This window comes from Acinetobacter colistiniresistens (assembly GCF_000413935.1).
GTDB classification, from domain to species: Bacteria; Pseudomonadota; Gammaproteobacteria; order Pseudomonadales; family Moraxellaceae; genus Acinetobacter; species Acinetobacter colistiniresistens.
Window position 1 is genome coordinate 1 of the sequence record NZ_KE340374.1, and the last position, 16,337, is coordinate 16,337.

The window sequence follows — 16,337 nt, forward strand, 5'->3', positions numbered from 1 at the left end:
GCAATCAGATTTGGTGGGTCTGACAAGACTTGAACTTGTGACCCCACGCTTATCAAGCGTGTGCTCTAACCAACTGAGCTACAGACCCTCAGATACATCTTCGAAGAACAACTTGTTGTGGATTCTTACCAGTCACCAATCTTTCGTTAAGGAGGTGATCCAGCCGCAGGTTCCCCTACGGCTACCTTGTTACGACTTCACCCCAGTCATCGGCCACACCGTGGTAAGCGTCCTCCTTACGGTTAGACTACCTACTTCTGGTGCAACAAACTCCCATGGTGTGACGGGCGGTGTGTACAAGGCCCGGGAACGTATTCACCGCGGCATTCTGATCCGCGATTACTAGCGATTCCGACTTCATGGAGTCGAGTTGCAGACTCCAATCCGGACTACGATCGGCTTTTTGAGATTAGCATCCTATCGCTAGGTAGCAACCCTTTGTACCGACCATTGTAGCACGTGTGTAGCCCTGGTCGTAAGGGCCATGATGACTTGACGTCGTCCCCGCCTTCCTCCAGTTTGTCACTGGCAGTATCCTTAAAGTTCCCGGCTTAACCCGCTGGCAAATAAGGAAAAGGGTTGCGCTCGTTGCGGGACTTAACCCAACATCTCACGACACGAGCTGACGACAGCCATGCAGCACCTGTATGTAAGTTCCCGAAGGCACCAATCCATCTCTGGAAAGTTCTTACTATGTCAAGACCAGGTAAGGTTCTTCGCGTTGCATCGAATTAAACCACATGCTCCACCGCTTGTGCGGGCCCCCGTCAATTCATTTGAGTTTTAGTCTTGCGACCGTACTCCCCAGGCGGTCTACTTATCGCGTTAGCTGCGCCACTAAAGCCTCAAAGGCCCCAACGGCTAGTAGACATCGTTTACGGCATGGACTACCAGGGTATCTAATCCTGTTTGCTCCCCATGCTTTCGTACCTCAGCGTCAGTATTAGGCCAGATGGCTGCCTTCGCCATCGGTATTCCTCCAGATCTCTACGCATTTCACCGCTACACCTGGAATTCTACCATCCTCTCCCATACTCTAGCTTCCCAGTATCGAATGCAATTCCCAAGTTAAGCTCGGGGATTTCACATCCGACTTAAAAAGCCGCCTACGCACGCTTTACGCCCAGTAAATCCGATTAACGCTCGCACCCTCTGTATTACCGCGGCTGCTGGCACAGAGTTAGCCGGTGCTTATTCTGCGAGTAACGTCCACTATCCTAGAGTATTAATCTAGGTAGCCTCCTCCTCGCTTAAAGTGCTTTACAACCAAAAGGCCTTCTTCACACACGCGGCATGGCTGGATCAGGCTTTCGCCCATTGTCCAATATTCCCCACTGCTGCCTCCCGTAGGAGTCTGGGCCGTGTCTCAGTCCCAGTGTGGCGGATCATCCTCTCAGACCCGCTACAGATCGTCGCCTTGGTAGGCCTTTACCCCACCAACTAGCTAATCCGACTTAGGCTCATCATTTAGCGCAAGGTCCGAAGATCCCCTGCTTTCTCCCGTAGGACGTATGCGGTATTAGCATTCCTTTCGGAATGTTGTCCCCCACTAAATGGCAGATTCCTAAGCATTACTCACCCGTCCGCCGCTAGGTTAGGTAGCAAGCTACCCTTCCCCGCTCGACTTGCATGTGTTAAGCCTGCCGCCAGCGTTCAATCTGAGCCATGATCAAACTCTTCAGTTTAAAATCATTAGTAGCTTATGGCTACAAATCTTGGCTCATCAATTTTCTGACTAAAAATTCGCTCAAATAAACTTCGAGAAATTTCTACTCTTCAATCAATGAAATATTTTCGATTGATCAACCAGTAAAAATCCACACAAGTTGTTCTTCTATTCTCTTAATGATCTTTTCACCACCTCGTCAGTGGCAAATCAACGCAATAAATATTTAACAACTTAACCAGTAAAGCTAAGTTATTTTTGCTTCATCGCGTCGGGATGAGTGCATTATAGGAGATTTTTTTTAGGGTGCAAGCTTTTTTAAACCCTTGTTTTATCGAGTGTTCTTTTTTTACACACCAACATGTTCAACAAAGCAGCATAATTCTTGTAAGCATATAAAATTAAAGCAGAAATATATTTAAAATATTTCTGCTTTGTTTTTTACTTGTTGTTCTTTATCTGAACACTAATAATTTTAATCGGTTGTTTTGGTACATTTTGATGCATTCCATAGTTACCTGTGGGTACATTGACGATCTTATCGACAATATCCATCCCTTTGGTCACTTTACCAAATACAGCATAACCCGCATCCATTGCTGATTTATTTAAAAAGCTATTGTCCGCCACATTAATAAAGAACTGGCTGCTTGCTGAGTTCGGGTTACTGGTACGCGCCATTGCTAAAGTACCGCGCATGTTCTTCAAGCCATTGCCCGACTCATTCACGATTGGTGCTTTGGTTGCCTTCTCAATCATATTGGCATCTAAACCACCGCCTTGTACCATAAAGCCAGGAATCACGCGATGGAAGATCGTGCCTGTATAGAAGTTGCTTTTTACATAGCTTTCAAAGTTTTTTGCAGACACAGGTGCTTTATCATCAAAAAGTTCGATTTCGATGTTGCCCATACTGGTTTTCATATCAACCATGGTATTTGCAAATAAATGGCTGCTTGCCAAAATTAAACCTGTTGTCATGAACAACTTTTTCATCATTGCTTTTCTCGGCTTGAACATAGATTTGTTGTGAATACTCATCTTAGTTTTGCAAATTCAATTTTGCTATTTCTATTTGTTATCTTTCATAAAGAAAACCGATGTTTCACGTGAAACATCGGTTTGAGGATTTGGCCTGTAGATAATTAACTATGTTTATCCCAGAACTTTCTAAAGTTTTTCGCTACTTCAATGGTATTGCGTTTTGCCTTACTTGAGATTGGTGTCAGATTAATAAAGCCATGGGTTTGATCGGGATAGTCAACATATTGGACTTTAACCCCGTTTTGTCTGAGTTTATGACTATAGATTGCACCCTCATCATGCAGTAAGTCATGCCCAGCAGTAATCACATAAGCAGGTGCCAGTTTTCTAAGGCTGCCATAAGTCGGTGAGATCAATGGATCATCGAGTGCAACATCGTGCTGTGCAGCATAATAGTCCGTCACATAATCCACATCTTTACTGGTCAGTACCAATCCTTCGCCATAAGCATAAAAAGAGGGATGGCGGCTTTTGAAATCAACTGCTGGATAAATCAATAGCTGTGCTTGTGGTGCATAGGCTTTACCTACGGAGTGCTGCGCAACCACCGTACTGATATTGCCCCCTGCACTATCCCCTGCAACAGCAATACGGTTCTTATAAATTTTGAGCTGACGGCGGTTTTGATATACCCATGCCAAGGCATCTTCACAGGATTTGATCAATAACTGTGGTGATGCTTCTGGTGCGAGTGGATAATCAATACTGAGCACCTGTACTTTTGCATACTTGGCAATCAGGCGACAGGCTTCATCATGGGTATCCAGACCGCCTACGACAAAACCACCACCATGATAGAACACAATCATCGGTAACTTTTTGTTGGGTGCAGGATGATAATGTCTGGCAAAGACGGTCCCACTTTGCAGTGGAAGGCGGATATCTTCAACCGATTCAACTGAAGTCGGCTTATTGATAATCGCCAACATCTGCGTATCAAACTGACGACGAGACTCAATGGGATCTTCACCAATAAAGCCTATCTGGCCCTGTTTAATTTGGACGGCCATCAAACATTTAGTAAAAGAATCTAAATCTGGGTATTGATGTGGATAAGCGAGAAGCTTGGCCAGAGACTCTTGTATGATTTTAGGGAGCTTATCAAGCGCTCGTGCAGCAGGGCCTTGCCCTTTGTCTAAAATTGTTTGAATTTTTTGAGGTAATGCTGTCACTTCTGTCCCCTTCTTCGCTCTGTCCATAATTCTTGTTGTCTTCGACTATATGCTTTTCTAAAGTCTTAGATCAAGTTCAAGATTTGAAAAATATGTCGTACGCTAAAGGGCTATTATCAAAAAGTCATTAACCATAATGCTTATTTACACCTACTTTTTATGCCAGTTAAACAATGTTTTAAAACTTGCTTGTTAAAACCATAAAACTAGAGCCAATCAATTCACCCTAGTTTTATAGCACTTCAAAAGTGTCATTTTTATGAATCAAGTCAACTTCGCGTAATGTATAGCAGTACATCGGTAAGATTGCATGCGGCATCGTGTGTTCAATCTTATGCGAAGCCAACTTCATCCTTAAAAATTATTGCGCAGTCGTACCCGCTGAACCAGAGACTGAACCCGACACATCAGCAGAAGCACCACCAGGTTGAACATCAACGGATGATCCACCATGTACACCAACGCCACCTTGTACTCCCGTTGGGCTTGCGCTTGTGGTTTGAGCTGAGCCAGAGGCATCTAAACCACCTTGAGTTGAACAACCTACAGCTGTTAATGCAACACCTGCTACAACTGCAGAAATCAATGCTAACTTTTTCATTTCGTATTTCCTTTCATTATGACAAAAAGCAAAGTTGTCTTTGCGATGCCTATGATTCACAATTTTTTTCTTGGACGTGATGCGGATTAGTTGCAGTTTGTTATGTAAGCCGCATTGTTTTGCAATTTTTCTTAAATCAACAATCCTTAACTTTCACATATTTTTAAAAACCTGAACAATTGCTAAGGTCTTATGATCGAAGTGATCTCAGCTTTATTTGCGCTGTTAAATGGTGCTTATCTTATTTTTTTATAATTCATAGAAATACTGCATAAGCTGCTTAAAAGATTACAATTGCGTAATTTTGATTAAAAATAAATGTAGCAGGCATAAAAAAACCGTGACTTTTCATCACGGTTGTTTGAGCTAGATATACGGTTTTAAGGCCATTTCATCTCGCCTTTAACCACTTTAGCACCTAGGTCCAAACTACCCGACTCACCTAGTGCAGGATATTGTTTTCGCATCATTTGGCTAAGTTCAGCTGAGTTTTTGGTTAGCTTAACGGCTTTCTCATATTGCTTTAAATAGTCAATCGAGAAATTTACCGCATCCAGACCTTCCGCGGCACCTACCTTCATATGTGCCGGCACCACCACTTGCGGATTCAAGGCTTTAATACTTTCTAAAGCCTGTACCACTTCTGCACGATCTTTAGCTGTCGGAGTATCCGCAGTCCAAAGATGAATCCCTGAGGATACCGGAATACCACCGACTACCGCTTTAGCACTTGGAATCCACAGATAAGTGAGCTCTTTTTTGCCTTTAATTTCGATATTTTCATTTTCTAATTTTAAAGTTTTTGCAGTATATGCTTGCGGAACAATAATTTTGCTCGGTGCATTGGCGCCCATTTTAGGTCCCCAATAGGCAACTTTCAGCGCTTGCGTATCTTGAATATGTTTCACTGTTTCAGGCGTTGCAATAATTTTCACATTTGGGAAGTACTGTTTAAACACATCTAAACCAAAATAGAAGTCTGGATCACCATAGCTGACAAAAATGGTTGCATATTCCTGCATAAACATACCAGTCATTCCTGTTCGTACCATACCAGTCATTCCTGTTCGCACCATACTACTTTAATTAAAATAATAAAGGATAGAACTTATTTAAAGCTAAACACTAATATTGACTAGACTAATCCGAATATCTATTCAAAAGTCTAGACTTCACAAATAGATCAGACATACCAGAGTGAAGTAGCATAAAAAATAAAGTTCATTCAACCTATGATAGGTTTCATAATCTAACGCTCCTATTTCTGTTGTACCTAGCTTAGGATATCTTCAATGAACTGAATTGAAAATCACTCAAGAATCTCTTGCACTTCAATGTGGAATTGATCGGAGCTATATGGGGCGTATTGTATTGAACGTGGCGAAGTAAACCTTACTGTTGAAAAGCTGTATGAAATCGCCACCGCACTAGAAGTAGACATGAAAGAATTATTGCCCTAATTTTTAGCGTTTTTTTCCAGTACCATATCCTCCAAATACAGTCCGACCACCAATTTTCATAGACGTGTTCTCTATCAAATCAAATTCGTCACGGGGTTCTTTAGAGTATTTTTTGTATTTTTCTATATAGTCTTCTTCAATCTCTGCTTTTTGTGATTTAATTACAGGTAATGGCCCTTTGTAAGTTTTTAGAAAATCCCCAAACATTTGATAATTCTCGTCTAAAAGAGTATTACTCTTACTCTTCTTTAATTTGTTATCTTCGATAAAAAAGCATGTACCAGTTCTGTATTCAAACCATCTTACTGCTTTTAGATATTCGGTCCCTTTCAATTTTGTGAAATCCAAAACTTGCATAATAAGCGTGCTATCACTGTGTTCTTTATAATGCATCGCAGCAAAGACTGCTATTTGATGAAATAGCGTGGAATGTAAGAATTTTTTATGATCCAAAAATGGAGCTAGTTCTGATTTGGATATTTCACTTACAGTTCTCAAAATTTTCTGAAATTTGTCTTTGTTGCGTTTATATTCCTCACTTTTCATGCTCCTTCCTCTTTAGCGAATAGTTTATTTAATTTCTAATCTAGATGAATTTCTTGCATCTGTGAATATAGGAGACAAATTATGTCGTTTCCCGATCAGATCTATTCGCTTTTTTAACTAAATTTTAAGACAATACCCTCAAAGAAATTTGAGAGTCATCAGCGTGATTACAGGCGAAATTAAAAGCAAAATTGACCAGATTTGGAATGCATTTTGGAGTGGCGGTATTTCCAATCCTTTAGAAGTCATGGAGCAAATGACCTATTTGCTGTTTATTCGCCGACTCGATGAAATTCAGATCACCAAAGAAAAGAAAGCTAACCGCTTAAAAACTGCTGTAGAACATCCAATTTTTACGCCTGAACAAGATCATCTTCGTTGGTCGAAGTTTGTGACTTTGGGTGATGCTGCAACTTTATATAACACCGTTGCCAATGAAGTTTTTCCTTTCATTAAAAACTTAGGTGTTGAAGACGAAACCACCTATAGCCATCACATGAAGGATGCACGTTTTACCATTCCTACGCCTGCGCTACTTACCAAAGTGGTGGATTTGGTTGCTGATGTGCCAATGGATGATAAAGACACCAAGGGCGATATTTACGAGTACATGCTCGGTAAGATTGCTTCAGCAGGTCAAAATGGTCAGTTCCGTACACCTCGCCATATCATCAAGATGATTGTGGAGCTGATGCAACCAAAACCAACCGATACCATCTGTGACCCTGCGTGTGGTACAGCAGGCTTTCTCGTAGCGGCAAGTGAATATTTAAACGATCATCACAGCACTGAGATTTTTGCCAATCCTGAAGCAGCTAAACGCTTTAGTGAAGAAACTTTTTTTGGTTATGACTTTGATAGCACCATGCTTCGTATTGGTTCGATGAACATGATGCTGCACGGTGTAGAAAACCCAAGTATTGAAAACCGTGATTCTTTAAATGAAGCGCATTCTCATATTGCTGAAAAATATAGTTTGATTTTAGCCAATCCTCCATTTGCAGGAAGTTTGGACAATGAAAGCTGTGCCAAGAATATTCAAGCCGTAGTCAAAACTAAAAAGACTGAATTACTGTTTTTAGCCTTGTTCTTACGTTTGTTAAAAACAGGTGGTCGTGCTGCGGTGATTGTGCCTGATGGCGTGTTATTTGGTTCTTCAAAAGCACATAAAGATTTGCGTCAAAAGATTGTGGAAGAGCAAAAGCTTGAAGCGATTATCTCGATGCCATCTGGTGTGTTTAAGCCGTATGCAGGTGTTTCGACAGCCATTATGATTTTCACCAAAACCATGTCGGGCGGGACGGACAAAGTTTGGTTCTATGACATGCAGGCAGATGGTTATTCGTTGGATGATAAGCGTAATGAGCTAGATGCATCTAAGCATGAAAATAACAACATTCCTGACATTATTGCGCGTTTTAAAAACTTAGAGGGTGAAAAAGGTCGTAAAACCACAGAGCAAAGCTTTATGGTGGATAAAGCCGATATTGCTGCCAATGGTTATGATTTGTCGATTAACCGTTATAAAGAAGTGGTATATGAGCAAGTGGAATATGAAGCACCAAGTAAAATTTTGGCGGATTTAGAAGAGCTTGAGCAGGATATTTTAAAAGGAATGGCTACGCTTAAGGAGTTGCTGAAATAATGGAAAAAGTGCAACTTGGAACACTTGTAAAAATTACAAGTGGCTTTGCTTTTAAATCTAATTTATTTAATACCGATAAAAAAGGTTTACCTCTAATTCGTATCCGTGACGTTGTACGTGGTTATTCAGATACATATTATGATGGCGAATATAAAGCAGAATATTTGATTCAAAAAGGCGATGCTTTAATTGGTATGGATGGAGAATTCAACCTCGCATTATGGAATAGTGGTAAAGCACTATTGAATCAACGAGTCTGCAAAATTCAAAGTATTGATGAAAGATTAGATCAAAATTATTTAATCCGATTTTTGCCAAAAGCACTTAAAGATATTGAAGATAGAACTCCGTTTGTAACTGTTAAGCATCTTTCTGTGAAAGATATTAATAATATTCAAATCCCACTCCCACCACTTGCAGAGCAACGTCGAATTGCGTCTATTTTAGATCAAGCGGATGAGCTACGCCAAAAACGTCAGCAAGCGATTGAAAAGTTAGATCAGCTTTTACAAGCCACTTTTATTGATATGTTTGGCGATCCTGTGAGTAATTCTAAAGGGTGGGAGGTACTTAAATGGAGAGATGCTCTAAAAATTATTAATGGGAAAAATCAAAAAGCTGTTCTTGATCAAAATGGAATTTTCCCAATATGTGGTAGTGGCGGAGTCATGGGGTATGCTAATGAATGGCTTACTCCAGCGAAGTCTGTCATTATTGGTAGAAAAGGAAATATCAATAAACCAATTTTGATGTTTGAAAATTTTTGGAATGTTGATACTGCCTTTGGTTTAGTGCCAAATAAAGATGTATTAAATGCAGATTATTTATTTTGGTTCTGTCATTTTTTTAATTTTGAGCAACTCAATAAAACAGTAACCATTCCTAGTTTAACTAAGTCTGATTTGTTGAATATAGACATACCAACTCCTCCGTTGGATAAACAATTATGTTTTTCAAATATATGTGATCAAACACGTATATTAAAAAGTAAAATGGAACTAAAAGATTTAAATCTTTTTAGCTCATTACAAAACCAAGCATTTAACGGTACTTTATAAAATTTAATTTAAAATTTGAGGGTATATACATGAGCAACTTCTCGTTTTTAGAACCTGAATTTAAAAGCTTGGCAGCGACTGCCAAAGAAGCCGAAAAGCTCGTGTATATTTCCCCTCAATTTGCACTTGCTGCTGCTCGAAGCTCGCTTGAAAGTCTTGTACTGTGGCTGTATCAATACGACAAAAAACTCACTCAGCCTTACGATGCTTCACTACATAACTTACTCAACGACCTCAAATTCAAAGACCTAATTCCGCCCTATATTTGGGACAAAATGGACAATATCCGCATGGTCGGCAACAGTGCCGTACATGGGAAAAAGTTCAAACAACTTACTACAGAAGAAACCGTAAAACACATCAGCCATTTATTCCTGATGTATGTTTGGTTTGAACGGAACTATGGCTCACCATCAAAAGACCGCTCTCAGTCGATTTTATTTAACCCAAAACTAATACCAAATGCTGACAATACTCAGCAAATCACCGCCAACCAAGAACAACTGCAAAAAGAAACAGAAGCTAAAGAAAAACAGTTTGCTGAACAACATAAAGCTTTACGGGAACGTGAGCAAAAACTTTTTGAACTGTCCGCAAGTTTAGAAGAGCGTGAAAAATTACTTGCAAATATAGATGCTGAACTTGCACAAAAACGTGCAGACGTTGAACAAGCCAAAATTGCCAACAGCAAAATCGAAGACCCTACCGACTATAAAGAAGACGAAACCCGAAAACTTAAAATTGACCTCATGCTTGAAGAAGCAGGCTGGGAAATAGGTACATCGGTTCGAGAGGAAGTTGCTGTAACAGGTATGCCAAGCCCAACGGGTAAAGGTGCAGTGGATTATGTACTGTATGATGCCAATGGCTTGCCTTTGGCTGTGGTTGAAGCAAAACGCACATCGACTGACCCTGATATTGGACAACAACAAGTCAAGCTCTATGCAGACTGTTTAGAGCAACAAACAGGACAACGCCCTGTTATTTTCTATACCAATGGCTATAAAACACGAATCTGGAATGATGTGCAAGGTGGCCCACCACGTTTAGTTCATGGCTTTTATACGCAGGCAGAACTCAAACGCTTGATCGAAAGACGTAAAAACAACCCTGATTTAAGCAGCTTCCCGATCAATGCGGACATTGTCGAGCGTTACTACCAAACTCGTGCCATCAAAGCCATGCTTGCAGCCTATCAACGTAAAGAACGTGCAGGCTTACTGATTATGGCAACAGGCACAGGTAAAACACGTACTGCCATTGCACTGGTCGATGTGCTGATGAAAGCCAATGTAGTGCAAAAAGCATTATTCCTTGCAGACCGCACTTCATTGGTCAATCAAGCGCACAATGCCTTTAAAGCCAATTTAAAAGATGCCTCATTCGTCAATTTACTTGAAGATAAGAACCAAGTGGGTCGAGTCTATTTCTCGACCTATCAAACCATGATCGGCTTGATTGACGAAAAAAATGCCGATGGTACACGCCAATTCGGCACTGGCATGTTTGACCTGATTATTATTGATGAAGCACACCGCAGCGTTTATCAAAAATTTGGCGAGATTTTTAAATACTTCGATAGTTTGCTTGTTGGTTTAACTGCGACACCGCGGGATGAAGTGGATCGTGATACATACGCACTGTTTGGCTTAGAAAGCGGTGTCCCAACTGATTACTATGATCTTGATCAAGCCATTGCCGATGGTTATCTCGTACCGCCAAAAGCCTATTCTGTTCCGCTTAAATTTATGCGTGAAGGCGTGAAATATGACGAACTCTCAGAAGAAGAAAAACAACACTGGGATAGTCTAAATTGGGGAGATGAAGAAGCACCTGAGGAAGTTTCAGCATCCAAAATCAATAAAGAGCTGTTTAATACAGGCACGATTGATTTAATGCTCAAGCACTTGATGGAAAATGGTATTAAGACCGAAGGCGGTGATCGTCTTGGTAAAACCATTATCTTTGCCGTCAATCAAAAACATGCCCAGTTTATTGCTGATCGCTTCAATGAAAACTATCCGCAATATGATGGCAAGTTTGCCCGTGTCATTACCCATGCCACTAAGTATCCACAAAGCTTAATTGATGACTTTAGCAAGAAAGACTTAGCTGAGCCACAGATTGCGATTTCAGTGGATATGCTCGATACAGGTATAGATGTGCCTGAAGTGGTCAATCTGGTGTTCTTTAAAGCTGTGCGCTCTAAAGTGAAATTTATGCAGATGATTGGGCGTGGTACACGCCTCTGCAAAGAATTATTTAGCCCTGAAAAAGATAAAAAAGAATTCTTTATTTTCGACTATTGTTCTAACTTTGAATACTTCAATGAAAACCCTGATGGTGCGCCTGTTGCGACCACAGAACCATTAGGACAACGTTTATTTAAAGCACGTTTAAATATCCTGAGTTTACTGAATGCGAAGGACGATGCCACCGAAGAATTAAAAGCTGTACAGCAAGATATGCGTCAGAGTTTACAGACTGAAGTGAAGTCTATGAACAATGAGAATTTCATTGTGAAATCTGAACTTGAGCATGTTGAACATTTCAAAAATGATGATGCTTGGAACAACTTGGATGACCTTGCGATAGGAACATTACGAGAACACATTTCTAAATTACCAAACCAACTTGAGCCTGAAACTTTAGAAGCTAAATTGTTTGATATGCTTTGCTACAACCTTGAGTTGGCAGTATTGGAAAAGAACAATACAGCGATTCAGAGTTATGCCAATAAAGTGATTGAAATTGCTTCTAAGCTGGAAAGCAAAGAAAATATTCCTGTTGTTGCAGAACAGATTGCGCTGATTCAAGATATTCAAACCGTGGAATATTGGAAAGGTATTACCTTGCCAATGCTCGAAGCGATGCGTAAACGTATTCGTGGCTTGGTGAAACTGATTGAAAAATCCACATCGACTATTGTGTATTCTATGCTTGATGATGAAATTGGAGATATGCAAGCAGTCGATATACCAGTCGTTTCAAGTGGCGTAAACCTAGCCCAGTACAGTAAGCGTGTCGAAAGCTTTATTAAAGCCAATGAAAACCATATTACCATTGCCAAACTTAAGCGTGGTTTGGCTCTTACACCGACTGACTTAAGCGAGCTTGAACGCTTTGTCTTTGAAGCGCAAGAAGTAGAAAGCCGAGATAAATTTGAAGAATGTTTTGGGACAGAAAAATCACTGCCTCTTTTTATTCGTTCCTTGGTCGGTCTAGATCGTCAGGCAGTACAAGAAGCTTTTTCTAAGTATTTACAAGGCTCAACCTATAATGAAAAACAGATTCGATTTGTGGAAATGCTGATTGAGCATTTGACACAAAATGGTGTGTTAGAAGCAGCACAGTTATATGAACCACCGTTTAATCAGATCCATTTTGAAGGGATTGATGGTGTGTTTGGTGATGCAGATGCTGACAACATATTTGAGGTTGTTGAAGCGTTTAATGAAGCGGTGGCTTAATTAATAAAGAATTTAAACGAAATATTAAGGGGCAAATTATGTTAAAAAATATAGAAATAGAAAATTTTGGAAGCTACCAGAATTTCAATGGATTAGCCGAAAAGAATTATTTTAAAAAAATGAATATCATCTATGGAGCAAACTACTCTGGGAAAACAACTTTATCAAGGATTTTCGCACTATTAAAAAATAAAAATGATCCAGAAAACTATTTAAATCCCATTTTTAAAACAGTATTTGAAAATGAAATTATAGATTCTAGTAATTATAAAGAAAATTCTAAAGAATTATTGGTGTTTAATAAAGATTTTATAAATGAAAATTTATCTTTCCTAGTATTTAATAATCATGAAACAGGTAGTATAAAAAGCTTTGATGCTGTTATAGTTGGGCAAGATCAAATATTAATAGATAATAAAATAAATGAATTAAACTCTTCATCAGAAATTTTGGAGGTAACTAAAGAAGGTATAAATATAGTATTAGATCAGATAGATCAAGATAAAAAGAAAATTCATGAAGAAAAAACAGAATTAACAACAAAAATAAATAGAAGTCTAACTAACAAGGCTAGGGATCTTGAGGCTATAGGTTTAAGTACTGCTCGTACATATCAACGTCCAAATCTAGTTAGTGACATTGAGAAAATATTAGAGTTAAACCAAAATCTAGTAAAAAAATTCACAGAAGAAGAGCTCCAGAAAAAATTTAATGATATGAAGGTTTCCCAAAAGCCTGAAATCAATATCAAAAACAAGGAAATAGAAATACAAGAAGCGGTAACTAAGCATATTGATAAATGCAAAATAAAGTTAAAAGAAGTAGTTGAAAAAAATATTACTAAAGAAATTAATGAGTTTTTTAAGGAATGGGCTCTTCAAGGATATCATTTACACGAAGAACATAATAAAGAAACTTGTGAGTTCTGTGGTGGTGAGCTAAAAAAATCAGTATTAGAAAGATATAAGATTTTTTCGAATTTGAAAGAGGAAAATCTCAGAAATGAAATGATTGGGCTTATTGAAAGCCAGAAGAAAATATCTAAAGCTTTATCTGGTCTTATAGAGGGATTTGTAGAACCAGATGCATACTTCTATGATAGTTTTAAAAGTGAATATTTACGGTTGCTTGAAAATATTAAATCCAAAGCTTTTGATTTTTCAGAAAACCTATCTTTATTAGAGTTAAAATTAGATGAAAAACTCGTTAATCTTAGTCTTGAACTAATTTTTGACTTTGTTCCTTTAGAGGGAAGCTTTAAGGCTTTAATAGATTCTTATATCCAAGTACTCGATATATGCAATAAGAATGATCAGTTTTCAAAAAATATAGGTAGAGAACAAGATAAATTAAAATCTGAAGTACTTGAAGAGCGTATTGTTGAGTACCTAATTGAATTTGAATGGCACAAAAAAAATAGTAAAATAATTGATTTGGAGGAAAGTGTTAGAAAGCTGATTCCATTTGAACAAGAAAACTCTGAAAGAGTTTCAGAAATTCAAACCTATCAGGTTAATATTCAAGAGGAAATAAAAAAACTAAATGCTCAGAAAAGTACTATAAGTGCAGCAAGTGAATTAGTTAATAAATTTCTTAATAGTTTTTTCGGTCATGAAAGTTTATCTTTAATTCCTATAGAAGCGGAAGGTCAACAAGGTCGATTTAAAATAGTAAGAAATGGACAGGAGGCTTATAATTTAAGCGAAGGCGAATGTACATTGGTGGCTTTTTGTTATTTTATCGCTTTGGTATACAATTTGAAAAATATAGAGAAATTATCAGATGTGATCATTTATATTGATGATCCTATATCGAGCTTGGATTCCAATAATATTTTCTATATTTATAGTCTAATAGAAAATATTATATGTAAAGAAAAATCATATAAGCAATTATTTATATCGACCCACAACTTAGAATTTTTTAAATATCTACGAAAATTAACTATTCCGAAAAAGAGGACACATATTAAGAGTTGCAGTGATCCATCTTGCACTTCAATAAAGAAAAATGATAATGAAGATCTATCCTTTTATCTTATTAATAAAGAAAATAATATCAGCAAATTAGATGTTCTCCCAAATTATTTAAGAAAATATAATACTGAGTTTAACTATTTATTTTCACAAATATGGAACTGTGCACAAGTAACAACTGAATTAACTCCAGACCAAATTTACAATTTTAGTAATAATATGAGAAAATTTTTTGAAGTCTATAGTTATTTCAAGTATCCCTCTGATCAAAATAAATCAGAATTTAGGGAAAATTTCTTCGATTCAGAAAATAATCTTAATCATTTTAAACTTATTGATAGGATTGCAAATGAATACTCCCATGCAGAAGAAATATTTGATAGAACAATGAAACCAATTTCTTCTCAAGAAATGATTAGTGCTGCAAAGTTTATACTGGAAAGATTAAAAGTAAACGACTTAACTCAATATAATGCTTTGGTGCAAAGTACTAAAGATATCCGTGAAGAAAATTAAGTATACTAATTAGGAATTCAGTTGTATGGTCTACTAGGAGAAAGAATAACTGGTAGGCCATCAATAATAATTAGATTCTATCATGGTTTGCTAAATTTGAAGTATCTGTAAAATGTGAAACAATGTATAAGCTGTACTAGTTCAAACCTGATCTAACAGATCCAGATTTTAATCGCTCCCTGTTTTATTTAATACCTTCACTTGCCAAAGCTGATGTAGAATCCCAGTCAGCCCAAAGTTCAATATACATTTCTCGTATATTTTTATTCGTAGTCTTTTTCCAAATTTCCTCCCACCAAAAAGAAGTTTGTGTTTTACGAATAATGGATAATGGATGAATATCAAATTCTCTAATTTGATTGAATTTAGAAGAGTTTATTAAATAACTATCGATCAAACTACGGTGTGAGCTATCGTAAAGTGCTTTCCATAATCGAGCAAAACTTTGTAATGTGATTCGACCACCTTCACCAATAGAAGTTGAAATATGAGCTCGTGTTTCTAATACTTCTACAAATCCATTTTTTTGTTCACGAATAATTAATAATTCACCTTCATCTGAAAGACTACGTACAAAATGAATTTTTTTTATTCCTGATAAGAAAATTTCTTGATCTGTTTTCCCTGTAGTTAAAAATAATTTAGGTATATCGATTTCTGGATTCCCTATTGCTTCAAAAAAAGAATGCGGTGTTGGATGCCCATACCCATGTACTAACCAGTCTTGATTAACACCTAAGAAATCTGCAATTTTTCTAAGTTCAGTAAAAGTTGGCTCTTGTTTTCCTTGAATCCAATCTAAAAATATTTCGGCTGTTTCATATCCAAGTCGTTCGGCAATTAAAGAATATTTAATTTCTTCAATTTGTGATGAATTTAGCCATTCTATTGCTTTAATTAAGCGAGCTGATAGTTCCCTCTTCCGGTCAAGGAGTTGATAAGGATTAAGTACGGTATCGCCATCTAAATCAATTTTTTTAAAATTAAAACTATTTTCAAGGCGTGCCAAAATTTCAGCATTCATGGAGCGTTTTGTATTTTGAGCTTCATTTTCAATTTTTTGTTTTAATTCAGTAGGTAATCTCAATTTTATCTGTGAATCAGGTAATAGACTCATAAAAAAGTTAAACTCCACGCATTGACACTAAACCACAATGATGTAACATCAATGAACCATATTGGT

The 16,337-nt window shown here is 37.7% G+C and carries 9 protein-coding genes, 1 tRNA gene, 1 rRNA gene and 2 pseudogenes; 5 read left to right on the plus strand and 8 right to left on the minus strand.

Going from position 1 to position 16,337, the window contains the following annotated elements:
• Positions 1 to 11: 11 nt before the first annotated feature.
• The 6 genes and pseudogenes from F907_RS17785 to F907_RS17760 all read right to left on the minus strand — a co-directional run.
• Positions 12 to 88, minus strand: a tRNA-Ile gene (locus F907_RS17785).
• Between the two features lie 59 nt (positions 89 to 147).
• Positions 148 to 1,685 (minus strand): 16S ribosomal RNA (locus F907_RS17780).
• A 422-nt stretch (positions 1,686 to 2,107) separates the two neighbouring features.
• Positions 2,108 to 2,665, minus strand: coding sequence for a peptidylprolyl isomerase (locus F907_RS17775; RefSeq protein WP_016650953.1), 558 nt, complete (start codon positions 2,663 to 2,665; stop codon positions 2,108 to 2,110).
• A 146-nt stretch (positions 2,666 to 2,811) separates the two neighbouring features.
• Entirely contained in the window at positions 2,812 to 3,882 is a 1,071-nt protein-coding gene (locus tag F907_RS17770) for an alpha/beta hydrolase (protein WP_181950784.1), read from the minus strand.
• 361 nt (positions 3,883 to 4,243) lie between these two features.
• Positions 4,244 to 4,483: a hypothetical protein gene (locus F907_RS17765; protein ID WP_005277727.1), complete on the minus strand. Its 240-nt coding sequence runs from the start codon at positions 4,481 to 4,483 to the stop codon at positions 4,244 to 4,246.
• A gap of 380 nt (positions 4,484 to 4,863) precedes the next feature.
• A pseudogene (locus F907_RS17760) lies at positions 4,864 to 5,490 on the minus strand (MBL fold metallo-hydrolase); the annotation flags it as partial.
• Positions 5,491 to 5,785: 295 nt separating this feature from the next.
• Between F907_RS17760 and F907_RS19145 the strand changes: the two are divergent.
• A pseudogene (locus F907_RS19145) lies at positions 5,786 to 5,943 on the plus strand (helix-turn-helix domain-containing protein).
• Between the two features lie 3 nt (positions 5,944 to 5,946).
• On the opposite strand, the gene F907_RS17755 reads toward F907_RS19145, so the two are convergent.
• The gene (locus tag F907_RS17755; RefSeq protein WP_016650956.1) at positions 5,947 to 6,489 is read right to left on the minus strand and encodes a hypothetical protein; all 543 of its coding nucleotides are present in this window, start codon (positions 6,487 to 6,489) and stop codon (positions 5,947 to 5,949) included.
• Between the two features lie 163 nt (positions 6,490 to 6,652).
• Between F907_RS17755 and F907_RS17750 the strand changes: the two genes are divergently transcribed.
• Genes F907_RS17750 through F907_RS17735 form a run of 4 tightly spaced genes read left to right on the plus strand, consistent with a single transcriptional unit; the run spans position 6,653 to position 15,154 of the window.
• On the plus strand, positions 6,653 to 8,134 hold the full coding sequence (locus F907_RS17750) for a type I restriction-modification system subunit M (protein ID WP_016650957.1): 1,482 nt from the start codon (positions 6,653 to 6,655) through the stop codon (positions 8,132 to 8,134).
• A complete protein-coding gene (locus tag F907_RS17745) occupies positions 8,134 to 9,192 on the plus strand; it encodes a restriction endonuclease subunit S (RefSeq protein WP_016650958.1) in 1,059 nt (352 codons plus the stop codon). The genes F907_RS17750 and F907_RS17745 overlap by 1 nt, the downstream gene beginning before the upstream one ends.
• Before the next feature lie 29 nt (positions 9,193 to 9,221).
• Entirely contained in the window at positions 9,222 to 12,662 is a 3,441-nt protein-coding gene (locus F907_RS17740) for a DEAD/DEAH box helicase family protein (RefSeq protein WP_016650959.1), read from the plus strand.
• 38 nt (positions 12,663 to 12,700) lie between these two features.
• On the plus strand, positions 12,701 to 15,154 hold the full coding sequence (locus tag F907_RS17735) for an AAA family ATPase (protein WP_016650960.1): 2,454 nt from the start codon (positions 12,701 to 12,703) through the stop codon (positions 15,152 to 15,154).
• A 184-nt stretch (positions 15,155 to 15,338) separates the two neighbouring features.
• Here the strand turns inward: F907_RS17735 and F907_RS17730 are convergent, their stop codons facing one another.
• Positions 15,339 to 16,271, minus strand: a complete 933-nt coding sequence (locus F907_RS17730) for an Arc family DNA-binding protein (RefSeq protein ID WP_016650961.1) — start codon at positions 16,269 to 16,271, stop codon at positions 15,339 to 15,341.
• Positions 16,272 to 16,337 lie beyond the last annotated feature (66 nt).